The organism is Psychrobacter sp. Sarcosine-3u-12, assembly GCF_002836005.1.
Lineage (GTDB): Bacteria > Pseudomonadota > Gammaproteobacteria > Pseudomonadales > Moraxellaceae > Psychrobacter > Psychrobacter okhotskensis.
The window spans coordinates 1-21,232 of record NZ_PJBY01000076.1 but is presented as its reverse complement, the minus strand read 5'-3'; the positions used below and the strand labels follow the sequence as shown (position 1 = coordinate 21,232).

General features: G+C 43.8%; 19 protein-coding genes. 11 read left to right on the top strand and 8 right to left on the bottom strand.

The window, feature by feature from the left end:
• Positions 1-42: 42 nt before the first annotated feature.
• From CXF65_RS03045 to tolQ, 3 genes are all read right to left on the bottom strand, one after another.
• Positions 43-1,047 (bottom strand): cell envelope integrity protein TolA, encoded by a 1,005-nt coding sequence (locus tag CXF65_RS03045; RefSeq protein WP_227523186.1) that lies wholly within the window; start codon positions 1,045-1,047, stop codon positions 43-45.
• Positions 1,048-1,121: 74 nt separating this feature from the next.
• Positions 1,122-1,580 carry a protein TolR gene (gene tolR, locus CXF65_RS03040; RefSeq protein WP_025653296.1) on the bottom strand — a complete coding sequence of 153 codons (459 nt, stop codon included), beginning with the start codon at positions 1,578-1,580 and terminating at the stop codon, positions 1,122-1,124.
• Positions 1,577-2,305, bottom strand: a complete 729-nt coding sequence (gene tolQ / locus CXF65_RS03035; protein ID WP_025653297.1) for a protein TolQ — start codon at positions 2,303-2,305, stop codon at positions 1,577-1,579. The genes tolR and tolQ overlap by 4 nt, the downstream gene beginning before the upstream one ends.
• 479 nt (positions 2,306-2,784) lie before the next feature.
• Between tolQ and CXF65_RS03030 the strand changes: the two genes are divergently transcribed.
• The 3 genes from CXF65_RS03030 to CXF65_RS03020 all read left to right on the top strand — a co-directional run bounded on the left by CXF65_RS03030 (position 2,785) and on the right by CXF65_RS03020 (position 8,803).
• On the top strand, positions 2,785-4,080 hold the full coding sequence (locus CXF65_RS03030) for an NCS2 family permease (protein ID WP_025653299.1): 1,296 nt from the start codon (positions 2,785-2,787) through the stop codon (positions 4,078-4,080).
• A 746-nt stretch (positions 4,081-4,826) separates the two neighbouring features.
• Positions 4,827-8,102 carry a bifunctional proline dehydrogenase/L-glutamate gamma-semialdehyde dehydrogenase PutA gene (gene putA / locus CXF65_RS03025; RefSeq protein ID WP_101210991.1) on the top strand — a complete coding sequence of 1,092 codons (3,276 nt, stop codon included), beginning with the start codon at positions 4,827-4,829 and terminating at the stop codon, positions 8,100-8,102.
• Positions 8,103-8,113: 11 nt separating this feature from the next.
• A complete protein-coding gene (locus CXF65_RS03020; protein ID WP_101210990.1) occupies positions 8,114-8,803 on the top strand; it encodes a 1-pyrroline-5-carboxylate dehydrogenase in 690 nt (229 codons plus the stop codon).
• Between the two features lie 143 nt (positions 8,804-8,946).
• Here the strand turns inward: CXF65_RS03020 and CXF65_RS03015 are convergent, their stop codons facing one another.
• Entirely contained in the window at positions 8,947-10,119 is a 1,173-nt protein-coding gene (locus tag CXF65_RS03015) for a cupin domain-containing protein (protein WP_101210989.1), read from the bottom strand.
• A gap of 158 nt (positions 10,120-10,277) precedes the next feature.
• On the opposite strand from CXF65_RS03015, the gene CXF65_RS03010 reads away from it, so the two are divergent.
• On the top strand, positions 10,278-10,463 hold the full coding sequence (locus CXF65_RS03010) for an NF038104 family lipoprotein (RefSeq protein ID WP_025653303.1): 186 nt from the start codon (positions 10,278-10,280) through the stop codon (positions 10,461-10,463).
• Between the two features lie 53 nt (positions 10,464-10,516).
• On the opposite strand, the gene CXF65_RS03005 is transcribed toward CXF65_RS03010, so the two are convergent.
• Together CXF65_RS03005 and purB are read right to left on the bottom strand one after the other, a co-directional pair.
• On the bottom strand, positions 10,517-11,158 hold the full coding sequence (locus tag CXF65_RS03005) for a DUF2238 domain-containing protein (protein ID WP_101210988.1): 642 nt from the start codon (positions 11,156-11,158) through the stop codon (positions 10,517-10,519).
• Between the two features lie 43 nt (positions 11,159-11,201).
• Positions 11,202-12,605 carry an adenylosuccinate lyase gene (gene purB, locus CXF65_RS03000; RefSeq protein ID WP_101210987.1) on the bottom strand — a complete coding sequence of 468 codons (1,404 nt, stop codon included), beginning with the start codon at positions 12,603-12,605 and terminating at the stop codon, positions 11,202-11,204.
• A 928-nt stretch (positions 12,606-13,533) separates the two neighbouring features.
• Here purB and CXF65_RS02995 point away from each other — a divergent pair.
• Positions 13,534-14,184 (top strand): hypothetical protein, encoded by a 651-nt coding sequence (locus CXF65_RS02995; protein WP_227523185.1) that lies wholly within the window; start codon positions 13,534-13,536, stop codon positions 14,182-14,184.
• Between the two features lie 9 nt (positions 14,185-14,193).
• Here the strand turns inward: CXF65_RS02995 and CXF65_RS02990 are convergent, their stop codons facing one another.
• Both CXF65_RS02990 and mnmA read right to left on the bottom strand, forming a co-directional pair.
• Positions 14,194-14,400, bottom strand: coding sequence for a hypothetical protein (locus CXF65_RS02990; protein ID WP_025653307.1), 207 nt, complete (start codon positions 14,398-14,400; stop codon positions 14,194-14,196).
• Positions 14,401-14,422: 22 nt separating this feature from the next.
• Positions 14,423-15,640: a tRNA 2-thiouridine(34) synthase MnmA gene (mnmA, locus tag CXF65_RS02985; RefSeq protein WP_413771503.1), complete on the bottom strand. Its 1,218-nt coding sequence runs from the start codon at positions 15,638-15,640 to the stop codon at positions 14,423-14,425.
• Between the two features lie 287 nt (positions 15,641-15,927).
• On the opposite strand from mnmA, the gene ispF reads away from it, so the two are divergent.
• From ispF to CXF65_RS02955, 6 genes are all read left to right on the top strand, one after another.
• Complete coding sequence (gene ispF / locus CXF65_RS02980) at positions 15,928-16,431, top strand: 2-C-methyl-D-erythritol 2,4-cyclodiphosphate synthase (RefSeq protein WP_037025748.1); 504 nt, start codon at positions 15,928-15,930, stop codon at positions 16,429-16,431.
• Between the two features lie 135 nt (positions 16,432-16,566).
• Positions 16,567-16,917 (top strand): Grx4 family monothiol glutaredoxin, encoded by a 351-nt coding sequence (grxD, locus tag CXF65_RS02975; RefSeq protein WP_025653310.1) that lies wholly within the window; start codon positions 16,567-16,569, stop codon positions 16,915-16,917.
• Between the two features lie 198 nt (positions 16,918-17,115).
• A complete protein-coding gene (locus CXF65_RS02970) occupies positions 17,116-17,691 on the top strand; it encodes a hypothetical protein (RefSeq protein WP_101210986.1) in 576 nt (191 codons plus the stop codon).
• 66 nt (positions 17,692-17,757) lie between these two features.
• Positions 17,758-19,656 (top strand): tRNA uridine-5-carboxymethylaminomethyl(34) synthesis enzyme MnmG, encoded by a 1,899-nt coding sequence (gene mnmG / locus CXF65_RS02965; protein WP_025653312.1) that lies wholly within the window; start codon positions 17,758-17,760, stop codon positions 19,654-19,656.
• Between the two features lie 216 nt (positions 19,657-19,872).
• The gene (locus tag CXF65_RS02960; RefSeq protein ID WP_025653313.1) at positions 19,873-20,082 is read left to right on the top strand and encodes a ChaB family protein; all 210 of its coding nucleotides are present in this window, start codon (positions 19,873-19,875) and stop codon (positions 20,080-20,082) included.
• Positions 20,083-20,226: 144 nt separating this feature from the next.
• On the top strand, positions 20,227-21,186 hold the full coding sequence (locus CXF65_RS02955) for an AEC family transporter (RefSeq protein WP_025653314.1): 960 nt from the start codon (positions 20,227-20,229) through the stop codon (positions 21,184-21,186).
• The last annotated feature ends 46 nt before the right edge of the window (positions 21,187-21,232 follow it).

Genomic DNA, 21,232 nt, shown 5'->3' with positions numbered 1-21,232 from the left:
TACTTTTAAAATTTAAGAAATGAGGTTTTTATATACTGAGTTTTATTTAGTTGTTCCAATATATTCTATGCTAAAAGTAGGGTATTTAGGATCGTCAGGACCAATGGGTAATTTCCTAGTAACCCTAGCTGCATCTTCTAGTGCTTTATTATATTTTGGGTTACTTCCTGATGCATTGTAACCAGTTATAATACCACTGCTATCAACAGTAATAGTCAGAGTTGCTAGGACAGTTTGCCCCTTAGCTCCTTCTGGTGATATAAGATTCTTTTTGATTAGTGCTTTTATCTCACTATCGCTAGCACCGCTAGAACGGGCAGGACTACCACCACTAGATTGACCAGACATACTTCCAGATATGGTCGACTCACCATCTTCTGATAAGCTAAAGTTTTTACTGGCACTGCCAGAGCTGCCAGTGTCAATCTTTAAATTTTTATCAGTCGCAGTCGGGCGTGGAATATGAGGCGGGTTATTTTGTTTATGACGGAAATCACCCAGCTGTTTTTGTTCTTCTATTAGCTGTTCTTTTTTGTTTTGCTCTACCTGACCATGCTCTTCTGTCACCGATTCATCTAGCTTGGCTGCCCATTCAGCCATATTACGCTCATATTCTTGATTTTGCTCAAGTATGCGTTGATGCTGCTCTTCACTCATGAGCATCGGACGACTGGCAGGATCATCGGAACGGGTAAAGACAGGTACGCGCTGAGAGTTTGACTGACTGGTGCTATCGCTAAAACTTTCTGATGATGGGGTGTTTGATGCACTGCTTGCACCGCTGTCAGCTTGCATAGCAGCACTGGCCGCCGCTGCACGGTTGGCAAGGATTTGCCCTTGCATCTCAGCCAATTGCTCAGGGGATACCATGACCGTCTCAATGCTTTCCACAGTGTCGGTTTTTGTATGTTGATAAGTATAAATAAGTATGCCAATCACCAGACCATGTGCAAGCAAGCTGAGCAGCGTAGGCAGTGTCAGCCCATTGCCTTCAGGTTGGGTCGGCACATAAACAGCAGGCGCATTATTCATGGCAGTGATACTCATGGACAGGGTATTGAAAGACAAGGTTCATCAGATTATTCACTTATTATAACAAACGATACTAACAATAGAATTGATTACAATGAAGGGGTGGGTAAGGGGGCGCCCGTTAATAATCCCACCTTTTGGATACCTGCTTGTTGCAAGCTTGCCATCAAAGTCATGATGGCGCCATATTGATTGTTTTGGTCGGCGTTGATCATCACTTGTAAAGGCTGCGCACCTGCATTGCTGCTCTGCGATTGCAGATTAGACAAGGTATTAATCAGCTCGGGCTCACTAATTGGCAAATCAACATTGTTTTCATAACTGATAAAAATCTCGCCACTGTCAGTTAAAGAGACAATCACGGGTAGTTGACTTTGACTCAAGGTATTGGTTTGCTCTTTTGGCAACTCGACATCGACGCCGGTGATCAACATTGGCGCTGTCACCATAAATATCACCAGTAGCACCAGCATGACGTCGATATAAGGAACGACATTCATCTCCGCATTCAGCGCTTTTTTTTCACGGCGATAAGGGTTTGGTTTCATAGCCCTGTCACCTGACTGGCATTGCTGTTAAGGGCAGTGTCTCTGTCTATCACGCTTTGAGCACTGGTCTCACGCTGGAGCATCCCTGTCATCTCATCGCAGAATAACGCGCGTGAATCGTACAAGCGGCTCGATTTGGCCGTAAAGTGGTTGTACGCGAGCACAGCAGGAATCGCTGCAAATAAACCCATCGCCGTGGCAATGAGTGCTTCCGCGATGCCTGGCGCAACAGAAGCGAGAGTCGCCTGTTCCGTTTGAGAGAGTCCCAAAAAGGCATTCATAATACCCCATACTGTGCCAAACAAACCGACATAAGGTGCGACTGAGCCGATACTGGCTAGGGTCGTGAGCCCAGATTCTAATAACTGCTGCTGACGTCCTAAACCGACCCGCAGCTTACGCTCAACCCCATCGATAATGTCATCTTTTGGCTGGCGTTTTTTGTGCATTCTTAAGTATTCAGAAAACCCGACATAAAATATCTGCTCAAGCCCTTGGCGCTCAGGCGAGCCTTGCACACCTTGGTACAACTTTGCCAAATCTTCACCCGACCAAAACCACGTTTCAAACTGTTGATCAAAGTTCCTAGCCGTACCGAGCCGTGCACTCATACGAAAAATAATCACCCAACTGAGCAAAGACGCTAATAATAACAGCGCCATCACAATCTGTACCAATAGACTGGCTTGGGTAATAAGGTCAATAATATTTAATGATTCAGGCATGTAATGGACTCACGGGTAATTAACAATAACTGGCATAAGCGTCACACGCAGACCAGATAAGACCTCTGACAACTCAAGATGTAGGACAGCAAAGTATCGTTCGTTGCATTCTGTACACTTATATCAACCGACTAGTGTACTGCTAAATGAAGAAAAGGTCATTTTTTTAAAAGCTTAAAGCGAAAAAAAATGCGTTTTATTGATAGAGTTATGATTTTTATCGATATAAGGTAGGTTTGCAGGCTAGATTATTCTATAACACGACTATTATCCAATAATAGAATGACAGTACAGTCTTATTTTCGTTTTAAACGCGTAAGGCACGGGTAATGATTGAATTTGTAGCTCAATTTCTCTAAAATATTGCTCTTTGTTACCGCTGCCTTTTGATTATGACGTCGCAACTTGCTTGCTGACGTCATCTTTATTTTAGGCGCCACTAAATTTGTTCTTTCACTAGCAAGCTGGGCGCGACACTTATGAATGCAATTGAACGCTATTTTGGGATCAACGGTGAAAACACCACGGTCAAAACGGAAATCCTAGCCGGTATTACGACCTTTTTGACGATGGCTTACATCATCTTTGTAAACCCCAATGTATTAGCAGAAGCGGGTATGGACAAAGGTGCGGTGTTCGTTGCTACTTGTTTGGCAGCGGCAATAGGCTGCTTTATCATGGGTATTTATGCCAGACTGCCGGTGGCATTGGCGCCAGGTATGGGCTTAAATGCCTTTTTTACCTACGGTGTAGTGCTGGGCATGGGCTATGCGTGGCAGACCGCATTAGGAGCAGTATTCTTATCAGGGTGTTTGTTTATCCTTTTGAGCTTATTTAAGATACGCGAATGGATTATTAATGCCATCCCTACCAGTCTGAAGCAAGGTATCGTTGCCGGTATCGGTGCATTTTTGGCGTTTATTGCTCTGCAAAGCTCCGGCATCATCGTTGGACGTGATGCGACGTTAGTGATGCTTGGGGACATGACTTCATTTCCACCCATGATGGCGGCCTTAGGCTTTTTCATCATTATTGGTCTGGTCTATAAAAAAGTCCCAGGCGCGGTTACCATTGGTATATTGTTCATCACTTTGGTTAGTTTGGTGACGGGGCATACGCAATTCACTGGTATCATGTCGGCACCGCCACCCATTGCCCCAACGTTCCTACAGCTTGATATCGCGGGCGCGTTTGATATTGGTATGATCAGCGTTATTTTTGCTTTCTTATTCGTTGATTTGTTTGATACAGCGGGCAGCTTGGTTGGTATTGCCAATAAAGCAGGGCTTATCGATAAAGACGGCAACATCCCTAATATGGACAAAGCCTTATTGGCTGATTCAACCGCTACGGTTGCTGGTGCCATGCTAGGTACTTCTTCAACGACCAGTTATATTGAAAGTGCGTCAGGAGTTGCTTCAGGTGGTCGTACGGGTCTGATGGCAGTGACTGTCGGTGTGCTGTTTTTGCTCAGTATTTTCTTTGCACCATTAGCCGGTATGATTCCTGCTTATGCCACGGCAGGGGCGATATTCTATGTGTCGGTATTGATGTTGTTCACGCTAAAAGACATCAATTGGGAAGATTTGACCGAAGCCGCACCAGTCGCAGTTGTATTGCTATTAACGCCGCTGACATATTCTATCGCTGATGGTATCGCGCTTGGTTTTATTACCTTTACCGCGGTGAAGTTGATGACGGGTAAATTCTCTGAAATTACAATTCCTGTATGGGTTTTGACAGCGATTCTTTTGGCAAAGTTAGTATTGTTATAAATGTCTGATGGTATGACATTGCCAATAATAGGGTTATTGGTTTTTTAACCTTATTAGTATTTTGAATTTTAACCCTCTTTATTAGTGAGTAATAAGGAGGGTTTTTTTACGTTTGAAAGAAAGTCATTGGTCATAATTAGCGGAAAATATTCGACTCAAAAAACAATTAATAACCAATAGTAAACAAAAAATTATAACTAAAGCGTCATTACCAATAAATTATAGATAACTAATTGTTTTTAAAAGATATAATTATTGACTTAAATCCTAAATATCGTTAGTTCGAAATTTTTTTTCATGATACCATAGCTGGGTTAAGCGCATCACCTCAATCAACGCCGTAGAGGTTTTTCTTACAGTGAATTAGCGCCGTATAAGATGACGGATTTGGGCTCATTAGCGTGATAACTTATGGTTATTATTTTAATAAGGTTCGACCTTGAGCTATCAATCGCACTCCTTTCACTACTGACAAGAAGAAGGCACTAATGCCGCTTAGCTGTTCGTTGTTGCCTTTATATTGTTAACGTAGCCCGTTTAACACTCGAACGACCTACTTAAACGTTTCCAGCTTATGCTGGATTTGCTCGTTTTACGATGGCGCCGTTTGGTCTTTTGATTATTACTGTGAGCCGCAGTCAATAATTCCTATTAAATATCGTAGGATTATAGGCAGTAAGCTTGCGCAATCAGTTTTCCTCATGGCCCATTTATCATGGTTTTTAGACGATAGTTATGGAGTTGGTATGAACCCAGTAGAGCAGTTTACCCCGAGAGAGCCGATTTTATTTAACCCGGTCGATATGCTATCGCCAGCCTATATTGATCAGTCCGCAGATGAGTTGTATGCGCGCATCTCACCTTTGTATAGTGTCGATGAGCAGCGTTGGTTGTCTGACTTATTACCACTTGCTAAACCCAGTGATGAAGAGCGTGAGGCGGCTAGTAATCAGACGCGCCAGCTGGTTGAATATGTGCGCAATGATGGCAAAGCAATCAAAATGGTTGATTCGTTATTGCTTGAATACAGCCTTGATACGCAAGAAGGTATTTTGCTGATGAGCTTGGCCGAAGCCTTGATTCGCGTGCCAGACAATTATACCGCTGATGCGTTGATTCGTGACAAGATGAGTGTGGCGGACTGGAAAAAGCATTTAAAAGATGACAATGGTTTTATGGTCAATGCCTCGACGTGGGGCATGATGATGACGGGCCGTGTCGTCAGTATCGACAATAGCACGACTGCTTCAGGATTTTTGGATCGAATGACCAAAAGAATGGGTGAGCCAATGATTCGGGCGGCGATGCAAAAAGCCATGCGTATTATGGGGCATCAGTTTGTCCTTGGTGAGACGATTGAAGACGCCAACAAAAACAGTCAGCCGTATCGTAATAAAGGCTATACCTATTCGTTCGATATGTTGGGTGAAGCGGCGATTACCCATAGAGACGCCGAAAAATACTTTAACGACTATTTGCATGCGATTAAAGCAACTGCCAATGTCAAAGTTCAAGAGGGCATGCCAAAGCCGTCAGTTTCTATCAAGCTGTCGGCACTACATCCACGCTATGAAGCCACGCAAGAAGCTCAGGTGTTGGGATTATTGCGTCAGCGCTGCTTATTGCTGATCGAAGCGGCACGCGAAGTGGATGTGGATTTGAGCATCGATGCCGAGGAAGCCGATCGCCTAGAGATATCTCTAAAGCTGTTTGAATCGCTCTATCGGGATCCGTTAACCGCTGGTTGGGATGGATTGGGTTTAGTGGTGCAAGGCTACTCTAAGCGCGCCGTTGCTATTTTTGCTTGGCTTGCACGCTTGGCAAAAGAAGTTGGCGATCGTATCCCGTTACGCTTGGTTAAGGGCGCTTATTGGGATACAGAGATTAAACTTGCCCAACAAAAAGGCTTGTCAGGATATCCCGTTTGGACGCGTAAAGAAGGCACGGACACCGCTTATTTAGCCTGTGCGCGCTTCTTGTTGTCTGAGCATCTGCGCGGACTTATTTGGCCGCAGTTTGCGACCCATAATGCTCATACTCTGGCATCAGTGATGACCATGAGTGCGCATAGAGATTTTGAATTTCAGCGTTTGCATGGCATGGGTGATGCGCTTTATGACCATATCTTACAAACATACAAGATCCCTGTTCGTATTTATGCCCCAGTTGGTGCGCACAAAGACTTACTGCCATATTTAGTACGCCGTCTGCTCGAAAATGGCGCGAATAGCTCATTTGTGCATCAGTTGTTAGATAAGTCTTATCCGATTGATAAGCTGACGGTACATCCGTATGACAAGCTAGTAGCCAATGATACGTTAAACAATCCGGATATTCCGTTACCTTTAGAGATTTATGGCGATCGCCGTGCCAGCTTTGGTCCCAATATATTTGTAGAGTCGCAGTGGCTATTATTCAAAGCCGCGATTGACAGTCATTTAACAAAGACATGGTCCGCGTCTCCTATCATCAATGGGCAAGCAATTCATGACTCTTCAGTGGATGGTAAAGCTCAGAAGCTTGATAGTCATACAGTGCGTGCGCCGTGGAATCATGAAGTTATCGCAGGCGACGTACAATACGCCAATGCAGAATTGGCGCGTCAAGCCATTGATGCCGCAGTAGCCGGACAAAGCGCGTGGCAAGCAGTGCCAGCGGCAAAACGTGCGGCAATATTGCGCAAAACCGCTGATCTCTACGAAGAAAACTATGCTGAACTGATGGCGTTGTGCCAAGTCGAAGCTGGCAAGACCATGCAAGACAGTATTGATGAGATCAAAGAAGCCGTTGATTTTTGCCGTTTTTATGCGGATGAAGCGGAGCGCTTAGACGCCAAAGCCCATGAGTTTACCGATTTATCTGGCAAGCAGTCGCGCCAAGTCTATAAAGCGCGTGGTACCTTTGTTTGTATTAGCCCTTGGAACTTCCCATTGGCTATTTATACCGGTCAGATTGTGGCAGCACTCGCCGCCGGTAATACCGTCGTTGCAAAACCTGCTGAGCAAACCAGTTTAATCGCGCATTTCGGTGCGCAGCTGATGTATCAAGCTGGGGTGCCAATCGGGGCGCTACAGTTTGTCACTGGGGCTGGTGAAGTGGGTGGGGCATTAACCGCTGCTGACAATTTATCTGGTGTCATCTTTACTGGCTCGACCCAAACGGCACAACGTATCAATCAAAGTTTAAATGATCATGCGCAAGCCAGCGGGGAGCTGCCCGTGTTTATCGCTGAGACAGGTGGTCAGAACGCCATGATTGTCGATTCAACAGCCTTGCCTGAACAAGTGGTCAGAGATGCCGTACTGTCTGCCTTTGGCTCGGCAGGTCAGCGTTGTTCAGCTTGTCGCATACTATGTGTACAAGAAGAAGTGGCTGATGAGTTGATTGAGCTACTGCAAGGCAATATGGCTGAACTGGTTGTAGGCAATCCGCTGTATGCAGCTACCGATGTCGGCCCAGTCATTGATAATGATGCCAAGCAAGGTCTTGAGGCGCATATCGAACGTATGGTCGCTGAGCCAACGGCCAATATCTTGGCGCAGACACCGATGAGTGCCAGCTCGGTTGTCAGTCAAGAGCAGTCTACCTTTGTGTTACCAACCGCGATTGAAGTCAAAAGTATCGACGTGATTGGTGGTGAGCACTTTGGCCCGATATTGCATGTGCTGCGTTATCAAGCCCGTGATTTAAATAAGCTTATCGATGCTATCAATGCTACTGGCTTTGGCTTAACGTTAGGTATTCACAGCCGTATTGAAAATATTGTTGAGCATATTGAACGCCGTGCCTTTGTCGGTAATACCTATGTCAACCGTAACCAAATCGGTGCGGTCGTAAACGTCCAACCGTTCGGTGGCTGTGGTCTATCGGGCACGGGTCCAAAAGCGGGTGGTCCACATTACGTCGCCCGTCTCATGCAGCTAAGCTCTGAGTCAGTCGCTACTGAGCAAACAAGTGCTACTAAGCAAAACACTGCTACCAATACTAAAACAGAATCACTTACTCAACCAGAAATCGCATAAGGAGCAGCAACATGGCGACTGAATTTAAAAAAAATCATGCCCAGGTTTGTGAAGCTTGGCGATTACTTAGCGCAGTCAATCGCGCCACTTATCTTGAGGCTGCGATACCTAAGCTGGCTTTGCTGACTGGTGATGCCAACAAGGCAAAGCGTCTATTCCATCATTTATTGAACGCCGCGCCCAGTCTGGATAAAGTACAGCGTATGACGGGTGCAACAGGTGAGTCCAACGACTTATATGTCACTGGTCGTGGTAAAACGATGGTCATCGGCGGTGAGTCTGCGCGGGCGATGGCAGTACTTGGACAGCTAATCGCTGCATTACTGATGGGCAATGAAGTGATATTGCATTGTCCTAGTCAGGCTGAGATGTGTGATGAGGCAGCAAAAATACTTTATGACACTGGTATTAGCGATGATGTGCTAAGTGTGGCTAATGATTCGCAAACGATTACGCTGTTATATATTGATCGTCTCGCCCAAGTTGCTGTTGCAGGTAATAACAGTGAAGTACAAGCAATCAGTCAAGAGCTGGCCAATACGGATGGTATTTTGACGCAAGTGATTGCCGTGACCGATATGGAAGGCATGTCAGAGATGCTAACGCCTGATTACCTCCATCGCTTTGTTACTGAGCGGGTAAGAACGATTAATACCACCGCTATTGGTGGTAATGCGAGCTTGCTTGAGCTTGGTACTTAGCCAAGGATTTAAGTAATGTCTGATGTCACAATAAAGACTCTAACTTAAAAAGTAATATGCATTAAAAAACCGATATCTGAATCAATCAGGTATCGGTTTTCTTATGGTTGGATAAGCCAAATTTAATAAAATCGCATTAAAAGCTATTCAGCCGCGTCGATCCATACCCAGCCGTTCTCTAGCCATTCGCTCAAGTCATCTGCATCAATATCCGTCACATCTTGGCTATTTAGGTGTTCGCCATTTGCCAAACGCACCAATACAGCGCCTGCTGCCTCGTCAAGCCCGTCAATGCGCTGACCATTGGCGTATAGCGTGATGCCATCATCAGTTTGGCTATAGAGTAGGCGATTACTATAGTCGGCTTGCAGCGTTGCACCTTCTGATAAAGCTTGCATCAGCTCATCAGTATCTACCGTTTCTTCGGGTACCAGCGCATCATATTGACGTTTGCTCACGACTTCCGACACTGCTTGACGAATGATATCGTCTCCGCGCTCAGATTGCAGCATTTGTAATAGCTGGTCTTTAATCGCATCAATGCTATCTGCTTGCAATTCACCTGACGCTTGCAGCGCTTGTGGTAGTAGCATTGGGATAAATAAATCGCTGTCATTGGTGGCGATATCAGCTAGGCTATCAATAATTTGCATTAAGTTTGGACGACGACAGCCAAAAGAGAAGGTCAGGCAATCATCTTGAGCAACCCCAAAATGCGAGAGTTTTGGCGGTACATAGAGCACGTCACCAGCTTCTAGTATCTCATCAAATATGATCTCGCCCATATCATCAAAAAGCCTGATTGGCTCATCTGCGACAAACTCAGTGCTCTTATCACAGAATTTGCCAAGCTGCCAACGTCTAGACCCAAATCCTTGCGCTAAAAATACATCATAATCGTCATAGTGCTTGCCCACCGAGCCGCCTTTGGGCGCATATGAGACCATAATATCATCACGCTGCCATTGCGGAATAAAGTCAAAGGCTTGCCACAATTGCCCAAGCTCAGGTGACCACTGTTCCATATTCTGAACCAGCACAGTCCATTGTTTTGGCAAGTTATCAAAATCAGTTTCAGCCAATGGGCTTTTTTTGAGTTGCCATTGTGGCGCACCTTTTTGCTTAGTTGCAGCTTGGATAAGCAGGCGCGCCGAAGCGTCTTCTTCAAGTGCTAGGCCAAGCATGTCTTCTGGCTCAAACATTCCAATCAATTGCGGTAAACCTTGCTTGATAAGTAATGGTTTTTTTTGCCAATAGTCATTTAAGAATTGCTCAGGCGTAATAGAGTCGGGTAAACAAAGGGGAGTTGAGGTCATTGATAAATCCATATCTAAAAATGGGTATAAGATTAATAGTGAGGAGTGCTTTATAGGAAGGTTTTAATAGTTTATGATTATCGCCTATCTGATAGCGAGTATTACAGTATCAATATCAATAGCTACTGTCAGAACATCCCATCAATCGTAGGAAATTTATGAAAAAATTACATTTTATTGTCATCATCGCTAGCGTGTTTTTACTACAAGCCTGTGTACACAAGATAGTGACCGTACCTGCCAAAGTTGCTTATAAAACCACCAAGGGCGTGGTAAAAGGTACCGTCGCTGTGGGCAAAGCTATCATACCGGGTGACAGTGATGACGACAAAAAGGACGATTAACTTATTCTTTAGCAATCGTTTTGTGTCTGTTTTAAAAGGCTGTTATTTAACGGTTATTGTTTGAAGCTACGAGTTTGAATAGAAGCCTTAAATAAAAGAATGCCTGCCGCAATCAGCCCACCGAGGAGCGCTAATGCCATGTCTTTGTGGGCATCCCAAATATCGCCTTGCTGACCATTGTAAGCCTCTGCCGCTTCTGGTGATAAAGTCGCTGCAATTCCCCATTCAAGTAGCTCGTACAGCAGACTCGATGACATATTAATCATGAGGGCGATAGCGACTAAAAGCTTGATGGATGATATCTTAAAGATAGATTTTGAGCTTTCAACCATCGCATTGAACAGCAATAGCCCGTAGCTAAAATGTACGAGCCTGTCATACATATTGCGCTGCCAACCAAACAACTCGTTTAGGCTTATACCAAATAGCCGCTCTGTCCAGTTATCATAAGGCACATACGAATATAGATAGCGTGCGCCTATGATATGAATGAGGAGGAATATTGAGGCAAGGGCATAGGAGCGTGAGCTAATATGCCAGTAGCGATACGCAAACAGCATTAATGCCAAAAACAACAGCGTGCCTAATTGATGGAGTAGGTAGCTTGACCACTCTAGAGGCTCAATGCTTGCCAGTACCATGACGATAAATACCGCTACAGTACTGACAATGACAGAGTTAAAGTTTCGATGCATTTGCACGCTTCTTTAATTATTAGCAATTATTCATAGCTAATGATTAAAGCTTAGCAATCCACTCTTTAATCGTACGTGCTTGCTCAGCTGCATTACCGATATAGGTCGCTGGAGTTAGTTCACGTAGACGTGCTTTATCCGCATCGCTAACGGCTGCTAACTCGTCACTTTCAACGAATGTCAGCATCGCTTCGCGAGTCATGGCATTACCACGAGTTAAGGCTTTAAGTTTCTCATAAGGGTTCTCAACGCGGTAGCGGCGCATCACTGTCTGAATCGGCTCAGCCAATACTTCTTGTGCTTGATTAAGGTCGTCATTTAAGCGCTGTGCATTTAACTCAAGTTTGCTCACACCTTTTAAGCAAGCGTCAAACGCAATCATGCTCTGTGCCAGACCAACACCGATATTACGTAATACGGTAGAGTCTGATAAATCGCGCTGCATACGTGAAATTGGTAGCTTTTCACCCAAATGAGCAAGCATGGCATTAGCAACGCCTAAATTACCTTCAGAATTTTCAAAATCAATCGGGTTGACTTTATGCGGCATCGTTGACGAACCCACTTCGCCCTCTTTTAGGCGCTGTTTAAAATAGCCTAAGCTAATATATTGCCAAATATCGCGGTTAAAATCGATTAGGATCGTATTAAAGCGTTTGACCACATCAAACAATTCAGCGATGTAATCATGCGGCTCAATCTGCGTGGTATAAGGGTTAAAGGTCAGCTCTAAACGCTCATTAATGAATTGCTCAGCATGCGTTTGCCAATCAACATCAGGGTAGGCGGAAAAATGAGCGTTATAATTACCAACTGCGCCATTGATTTTACCGAGTAGCTCTACTTGACCGATTTGCTTGATTTGGCGAGCTAAACGATAAGCCACGTTTGCCATCTCTTTACCAAGTGTCGTTGGGCTAGCCGTTTGACCATGTGTGCGTGACAACATGGGTTGATCAGCATGGGTAATCGCCAAATCAACGATGCTATCTGTGACTTGCTGCATTTTAGCAACGACGATTTCGCGGCTGTCTTTTAGCATTAATGCATATGATAGATTGTTGATATCTTCACTGGTACAAGCAAAATGAATAAACTCTAGGCTATCTTCTAACTGCTGATTCCCGCGAAACTTATCTTTAATAAAGTATTCGACCGCTTTCACATCATGATTGGTCGTCGCTTCGATGTCTTTAATCGCTTGCGCATCCGCTTCGCTAAAATCGTCAACGATGCTATTTAAAAACGCATTGGTATCGGTATCAAACGCTGCTAATTCACCGATTGCGCTATTATCCGCCAACGACTGTAACCAACGAATCTCAACCGTCACGCGCGCTTTGATTAGACCGAATTCAGACAAGTAGGGGCGCAAGCTGTCGGCTTTGGACGCGTAACGACCATCGATTGGAGAGAGGGCGGTCAAGGCAGATAAAGAGGTGGTCATAAACATCCTTTAGATTAAGAGTGAGTAAATCATTACATAAAGTAAGTAGGGATTTTTTGATGGCATGATTATAACAAGAGTTGGTATAAAAAAGTGACGATTACCATCAGGTTTAGAGGTTTTTTTATAAGCTAATAAATTAATGAAGCTATTAATAATCTAACATATAGATCTACTGAATTAAGTCGAACTATATCTTTTATTATGAATATACATTTGTTCATATTTGTGTTGCATTGCAGAAACAGAACTGATTAAATAAGACTGTATTTTTACCAACTAATGACTTATTTAAGGACGACTACACTATGAATAAATTGATGAGTGTAATGCTTTTAGGTGCAGCTTTAGGCTTATCTGCTTGTGGCGGTGATTCTGATAGTAGTGGTAATACCGCTTCAACCCCTAAACCTTAAGTACCAAATGATTCTAATCCACCAAAACCGACTCCACCACCACAGCCTACTGTTGCTAAATGTAAATCTGAAGGTAAAAATGTATATGTGCCTAAAGAAAGCACATGTACTTTCGCAATTCCTAAAGTTAATGGAGGTAAAGAGAGTAGTTATGAGTGTTCGGGTAATACTGTTACTTTAGGCTCTAAAGTTTCTGGAGGAATATCTGCTGGTAGCCTTAATTTCAACGGTTATATAGTTCAATGTGCTAAATAATCTCTATCGGCTTAAAAGATAAGTCGATTCATTTCTAAAAGCGTTCACACTAGTAGTGGATGCTTTTTTTATGTTCTAAGAGTCATAGTTAGAAGTCTTCACCTCAATCAACTATATTATTAAACAATTAATATCTTATGAAAGACAAAACCTTATTTTTCTCATCAGTTCTGGTTGCTTTCGTTTTAGGTAGCTTAGCCACCTATCTGTTCATAACTAAGCAGCAGATAGATCAAATTATGCAAGCAAAGCAGCAAATGCCTATATCTACAAAAAATCAAAACGCAGGTAATCAAACCAAAAATCCTTTAGTAGAGCTAAAAAATTACGCAAGTAATGCAGACGCAGACGTATCAACTGCGCCAAATGCCGATGATTCATCTCCTTCTATTAAGGACTACTCAGAGCAGCAAGCACAAGAGATGATTGATAAAATGCCAGATTATGTGCTTGGGCAGTATGTAGATAAGTTTATGGCGAAGGGTGCTAGCGAAGTAATCGATGATAAAAGGCGTTTTGCTGAGCGTGCTGTTGAAGAGTTATATAAGTCGAATGACAATCAGCCCTTAGTAGGCACTGTGAAACTATCAACAAACCCTGTGATGCCATCAGGCTCTTTAGATACGGCAACAATAAATAAGAATGCTAAGCTGTTTGCACATTTAGACACCGATGGAAAAGTTCCTACTAGCCCATTTGTATTTGTCAAATGGGTCAATAATCAAACAGGGCAAGTATTGTTATTTGAGAAAAAGAATATTGTCGCTAACAGCAATCAGAATTGGGTCAGTTTTACACCTTATGAGGGCTGGGCGGTAGGTAGTTATGACATTCGTTTTTATCAATTTACCTCTGAGCTACAGCCAGTTGCTCAGTTAACTTATAATATTTATGAGGTTATCGAATAACAATCAAGGTTAAACAGATGCAGCTACATCAAAAACTGCTGATATAAAAACTGCTATAAAAGCGAGTGAGCAGACAATTTGAATCGTTAGAGCCACTAAAATTAAGTTGCGTTTCTTCGCAGAGTATTTAGAGTTATTCTTATTAGAGAATATAAAAGCTCCAATAATTAACAATAAAAAAACTGCGATCCAAATGGTATAAGCAATGATAAGCATCTATTTGCTCTTTATATATATTCTAAAACCCACAAGGCGCATCGATAGACTCAATCACGCCGCCGCCTAGACAAACCTCATCAATATAGAATACTGCTGATTGACCTGGGGTTACCGCCCGTTGTGGCTCGTCAAATACAGCTCTCACCTCCAAACCTTTATCATCAATAGCAAACACATGACAGGCTTGATCTGGCTGACGATAGCGCGACTTTGCCATACAATGTAAGCCTTCAGCGCTAAATATAGCTGCAGGAGGTAGACCATCGACCCAGTCAAGCTTATAAGCCTGCAGCTCATTGCTCAGCATCATTGGGTGCTCGTGACCTTGACCAACGATTAAGCGGTTTTTATCTAAGTCTTTTGCGAGTACAAACCATGGCTCTTCGGGGCGATCTTTGACGCCACCAATACCGATGCCACCGCGCTGACCTAAGGTATAATACATAAGTCCATCATGGGAGCCGATAATGTGGCCATCGTCTGTGACGATATCGCCTTTTTGGGCAGGCAAGTACTGCTGTAAAAAGTCTTTAAAGCGGCGCTCACCAATAAAGCAAATGCCCGTTGAATCTTTTTTATGAGCCGTAATTAAGTCATGCTCTTCCGCGATTTGACGTACGACCGGTTTTTCAAGCTCACCAACTGGGAACAGTGTCTTGGCGATTTTGTCGCCGCCAACGGCATGTAAGAAGTAACTTTGATCTTTGTTATTATCCAAGCCACGTAATAGCTGCGCAACTTCGGTATCGTTGTCATTTTTGTAATTCACACTGCGGCGCGTATAGTGACCGGTGGCGATATAATCAGCACCTAGAGTGAGTGCGTAGTCTAAAAACGCCTTAAATTTAATCTCTTTATTGCATAAAATATCTGGATTTGGCGTGCGGCCAGCTTTATATTCGGCTAAGAAATGCTCGAAAACGCGATCCCAATATTCCATGGCAAAGTTAGCCGTATGCAGCTTGATACCAATTTTATCGCATACGGCTTGCGCGTCGGCTAAGTCATCCATCGCTGTGCAGTATTCGGTGCCGTCATCCTCTTCCCAGTTTTTCATAAACAGTCCTTCCACCTTAAAGCCTGCCTGCTGAAGCAAGACAGCCGATACGGAAGAGTCGACCCCACCCGACATACCAACAATCACATGCTTGCTGCTAGGATTGTCGATATCGGCAAGCGTCAAAGGGCGCTGGGCGCTGAAAGAATCAGAAACGGATATGCTTGAAGTATTTGGCATGACTGACATAGAACGGCTCAACTTTTTATACCTTGTCCAAATTTGAAATAAAGTTTGAAATACCACTGACCTCACTACAACGCCTTTAATAGGCTTAGTAAGTTGACAGGGTTATCTCATCGTTTAGACTTATCGCTTGGACTGGGTATTATGATAAAATAAGCGTCACATTATACCAGTTAATTTAAAACTGGTGGCGAGCTATACGGCCTGACTGCCAGAAAATAGCTTTGAAAATTTAGATAGTGATTGTCAATTATTTTAATCACGCTTAATTTGGAATAACAATGATAAAAATTGGTCAAGGTATCGACGTTCATGCTTTTCATAATAATGGTCAGCAGCAGCAATACGTCATCTTAGCGGGTGTGCTTATTGAGCATAGCCATAGTTTACTGGCGCATTCTGACGGCGATGTAGTACTGCACGCACTCGCGGATGCGCTGTTGGGTGCCTTGGCGCTTGGCGATATCGGTCAGCACTTTCCAGATACTGATGCGGCGCATGCGGGTCTGGACTCGCGAGTATTGCTACGTTATGTCTATAGCAAGGTGCAAGCGGCAGGATATATGCTTGGCAATGCTGATATTACGGTGATGTGTGAGCGCCCAAAACTTGCCCCGCACAATCAGGCCATGCGTGAGAATATCGCCAGTGACTTGCAAACTGATATTGGACATGTCAGTGTCAAAGCCACAACGACTGAAAAACTAGGTTTTACCGGTCGGCAAGAGGGCATTATGGCCAATGCCGTGGTATTATTAGTCCCTAATGTCGTCGAAGCCAAATAACGATTGGCTGGACCAGTATATAGATTTTGCTTGTAATACCGTGGCAATCGCCCCATGTATCAACCATATCTTCATAGTACTATTTTGTCATATAAATAACCATTTCAATGAACCGCTTTATCAATAGGAGCTTTTATGAGTGAGCAAACCCCAAATACCGCTGCAAACGATGTTGAACAACTGATCCGTGATCAAATTAAAGACAATAAAGTCATTCTTTATATGAAAGGGACACCGCAGTTTCCACAGTGTGGTTTTTCTGCTAAATCGATTGAGGTACTTACCCAAATCGGTCGTCCATTTGCCTTTGTCAATATTTTAGAAAACCCAGAAATCCGTGCAACATTACCAAAAATTGCCAACTGGCCAACGTTTCCACAATTATGGATTGATGGCGAGTTGATGGGCGGTTCTGACATCATTTTACAAATGTATCAATCAGGTGAGCTTAAGCCGTTGGTTGAAGCAAACAGCCCTGCTGCTTAATATTTACTCGCATGATTAGACTAACTTAATGTCTAAACGCAAAGCGTGATATCAAAGCACAGTGAACCCGAATGACCTTTCTTAATAGATTAAAATGGTTATTCGGGTTTTTTATTGTCTGTGCAATTGATTGTTTTTATAGGTTTTAACCCCATATAGTGTTCAAGATAAATCCAGTTTACATAATAAGAGAGACTTATGAATAATCAATTAAATAATAATGAACTTACTGAACCACAAGTTGCTGATCAAAAAAATAAGCAACAAGAAGTGCTCGAGCAAGCGGCTATCGAGAAGCGCCGTGAACACCTAAAAAATGAATCCACGCGTATTATTGATATTGCGGGCAATGAGCCGAATTCAGCACTCAAATGTATCCATCAGCTCAGTGTGGCAGGCGGTGCAACTGAAGCGACTTATGTAGCCATTGAGCAGCGTGTCGTTGCGGATCAAGACACGGCTGGTGCTTATCATTTAGCTTTGATGGCACAAAATACGCCAGATTTGCCGATTGATGCGCGTCAGCTAATTGAATTGGTTGTCAATAAGGGTGATAACGATCAGCGCTTGGCATTACTCAAAAACTTACCACTGCCACCCGTTGAACTGATTAAAGGTCAGATCTTAGCCAGTGATGACGGTGATGCGATTGGGCAGATGAATGCCTACTTGCAGATTAATCCAGAGGGTTATGGTAGTCAGCATATGCTAGGTAGTGGTCACGCAGATCGCATTGTACCGCTGAGTCCTGGTAATAATATGAATACCGACTAAAAATTGCTATAATTGGTGACTATTTTTCTCTATTTATATTGACGTTATCTGTCAAGCGAGGCATGCATGCAATATCCAAAACATTACGACGTGGTCGTCATCGGTGGCGGTCACGCCGGTACTGAAGCTGCTCTGGCGGCCGCACGTATGGGCGCGCAGACCTTGCTGTTGACGCATAATATTGAGACGCTGGGGCAGATGAGCTGTAATCCAGCGATTGGTGGTATCGGTAAATCACACTTGGTACGTGAGATTGATGCGTTGGGCGGTGCCATGGCATTGGCGACGGACAAAGCAGGTATTCAGTTTCGTGTATTGAACAGTCGTAAAGGCGCTGCCGTGCGCGCGACCCGTGCGCAAGCAGATCGCATTTTGTACAAAGCCGCCATTCGTGAAACGCTAGAAAACCAGCCTAATCTTGATTTATTCCAACAAGGTGCTGATGATATTTTGGTAGAAAATGGTCGCGCGACGGCGGTTGTCACCTCGACTGGCATTATCTTTAATACCGAAACTGTGGTACTGACTTCAGGAACCTTCTTGGGCGGTGTCATTCACATTGGTCTTGAGAACTCAAAAGGCGGACGCGCAGGGGATCAACCTTCGATCAAGTTGGCTGACCGTTTGCGTGAGCTTAAGCTGCCAGTTGGACGTTTAAAGACTGGCACACCCGCACGTATCGATGCACGTAGCGTTGACTTTAGTGTGATGACCGTACAGCCAGGCGATACGCCATTGCCAGTGATGAGTTATATGGGTGATGTGTCGATGCATCCTGAGCAGGTCAACTGCTATATCACCCATACCAATGCGCGTACCCATGACATTATCCGTGAGAATTTAGATCGCTCACCGATGTTCTCTGGCAAAATCGAAGGCGTGGGTCCACGTTATTGCCCATCGATTGAAGATAAGATTCACCGCTTTGCTGATAAAGACAGTCATCAAATCTTTATTGAGCCAGAAGGTCTGACGACGCATGAGCTGTATCCAAACGGCATCTCAACCAGCTTACCATTTGATGTGCAATTAGACTTTATTCATAGTATGAAAGGGTTAGAGAACGCGCACATTACCCGTCCCGGTTATGCGATTGAATACGATTATTTTGATCCGCAAAATCTAAAACCAACGCTTGAGACCAAATCTATTGATCGTTTGTACTTCGCAGGTCAAATCAACGGTACGACGGGTTACGAAGAAGCAGGCGTGCAGGGTTTGCTAGCAGGAACGAATGCTGCACTCGTCACTAGTAATAATAGCGAGTTTGAAACGTGGACACCGCGCCGTGATGAAGCCTATCTTGGCGTGCTTGTCGATGATCTGATTACACATGGCACGACTGAGCCGTATCGTATGTTTACTAGCCGTGCTGAGTATCGTCTATTGCTACGTGAAGACAATGCGGATCAACGCTTGACTGAAACGGGTCGTAAGCTTGGCTTGGTTGATGATGAGCGCTGGCAGGCTTACGAGCAGAAAATGGAATCTATCGCTACTGAGTCTGCTCGCCTAAAAGATATGTGGGCAACCCCTGCCAATGCTCTAGGGCAAAAAGTCACTGAGCAAACAGGCGAAGTACTTAGCAAAGAAGCAACTGCTTTTGATCTGCTCAAACGTCCGCAAATCCACTTTGCCGATATCGCTTCGATTACTGATTCGCAAGTCGATGCACAGGTGGGTGAGCAGATTGAAATTTCTGTCAAGTACGCCGGCTACATTGATCGTCAGCAAGAAGAGATTGATCAAATGAAGCGCTTGGAGAACACCGCGCTACCTGTTGATTTTGATTATAGCATCGTGTCAGGGCTATCAAATGAGATTGTGCAGAAGCTCACGCAAGTCCGTCCTGCTACACTTGCCCAAGCTGGGCGCGTGAGTGGAGTCACGCCTGCCGCCATTCAATTATTAGCCATGACCGTCAAGAAGCAGAAAAAAGTCGCAGCAGCTTTAAATTTGTCGTAAAACATCACTAAAAAAAGAACAATGAATAAAGAATGATAAAAAGAGCTCATAACGTTGTTTAGTTATGGGCTCTTTTTATGGTAAAGCGCCTAACAATATTCTTAACAATTTAAAAACAGCATAATATGGCTCTATTCTGTTTTGAGAACAAATAATAGGTAGAATAGAATGATTAAAGATGATGTCGATAGTCGATTACAGACAAGGAATGCTTTTATGCCTTATGATAAATTATCAGACTTACCGGATGCGGTAAAAGACAACTTACCCAAACACGCACAAGAAATCTTTCGTGCGGCGTTTAATAGTGCGAGTAAACAGTATGATGAGGAGTCACGTTGGTTTGCGACCGCATGGTCTGCCGTTGAGAATGTCTACGAAAAAAGTGCTGACGGTAAATGGGTCAAAAAACCAGATCATAAATAGATATGCACTACACTGTAATATCTCATTCTATAATGTAGCACTCTATAACATTTAATCTTCCATTATTTAATCCGACCTATAACAAGTATATGCTCATGGCTTTGACAACATAGCTTTGAGCATATTGCTGATCCGAGCTTATCTATGATCGAAGCCATTGTTTTTGCGATTACTATTGTACTGCCCAACCTTGTGTTAATGGGGTTGGGGTTTTTTATGCAAATACGCGGCGAGGCAAGCCAGAGCTTTATCGATCAATCTTCAAACTTCGTCTTTAATTACTGTCTGCCTTGTTTGCTTTTCTTCAGTGTCGTCGATAGTAATGTGGATTATGGCAAGCAAATTACCCTGATAGTTGCTGGTATTTTAGTGACTTTTATTCTATTTATTGGGGCAGAGATTTACGCCAAGCATTTTGTCAGTCGTCCCGTAGATCAAGGAGTGTTTGTACAAGGTATATTTCGTAGCAATATGGCCATTATTGGACTGGCGACAGTTGCCAATGCCTACGGAGAGCGCGGTTTAAGTATTGGTGCGGTATATATGGGTGTGGTGACGATATTATTTAATATTTTAGCTGTGATTACCCTCAGTCGCGTGTCGAAAAGCGTGGACGATACGTGGGTTAGTCGTAGCACCATGATCATCAAAAAACTCTTTACCAATCCATTAATCATCGCTTTACTAGCTGCCTTTGCTTATAAGGCGTTGCCGCTACCACCGATAACAGGTGTGATTCATACGACTGGCGACTTACTAGCGGCCGTAGCATTACCATTAGCACTGATTTGTGCAGGCGCCAGTATTGACTTAAAGTCGATGCTACATCCTTCAGGATTATCCATGCAAGCCAGTATTGGCCGTATCGTCGTCGCGCCAATAATCGCTATCGCAGTAGGATTGAGCTTCGAGCTAACGGGCGTTCATATGGGCGTGCTGTTTTTGATGGCCGCCTCACCTACAGCGGCCGCCAGCTACGTGATGGCAAAAGCCATGGGTGGCAATGATGTATTAGCCGCCAATATCTTAGCGTTTACCACCGTCGTAGGCATGTTTGGCATGGCGATTGGTGCGGCGATGTTACGTGCTTTAGGGTGGATGTAGTGGTTGTTTTAGCATGATAAGATAAGAGAGCAGTTCAATAATAAAA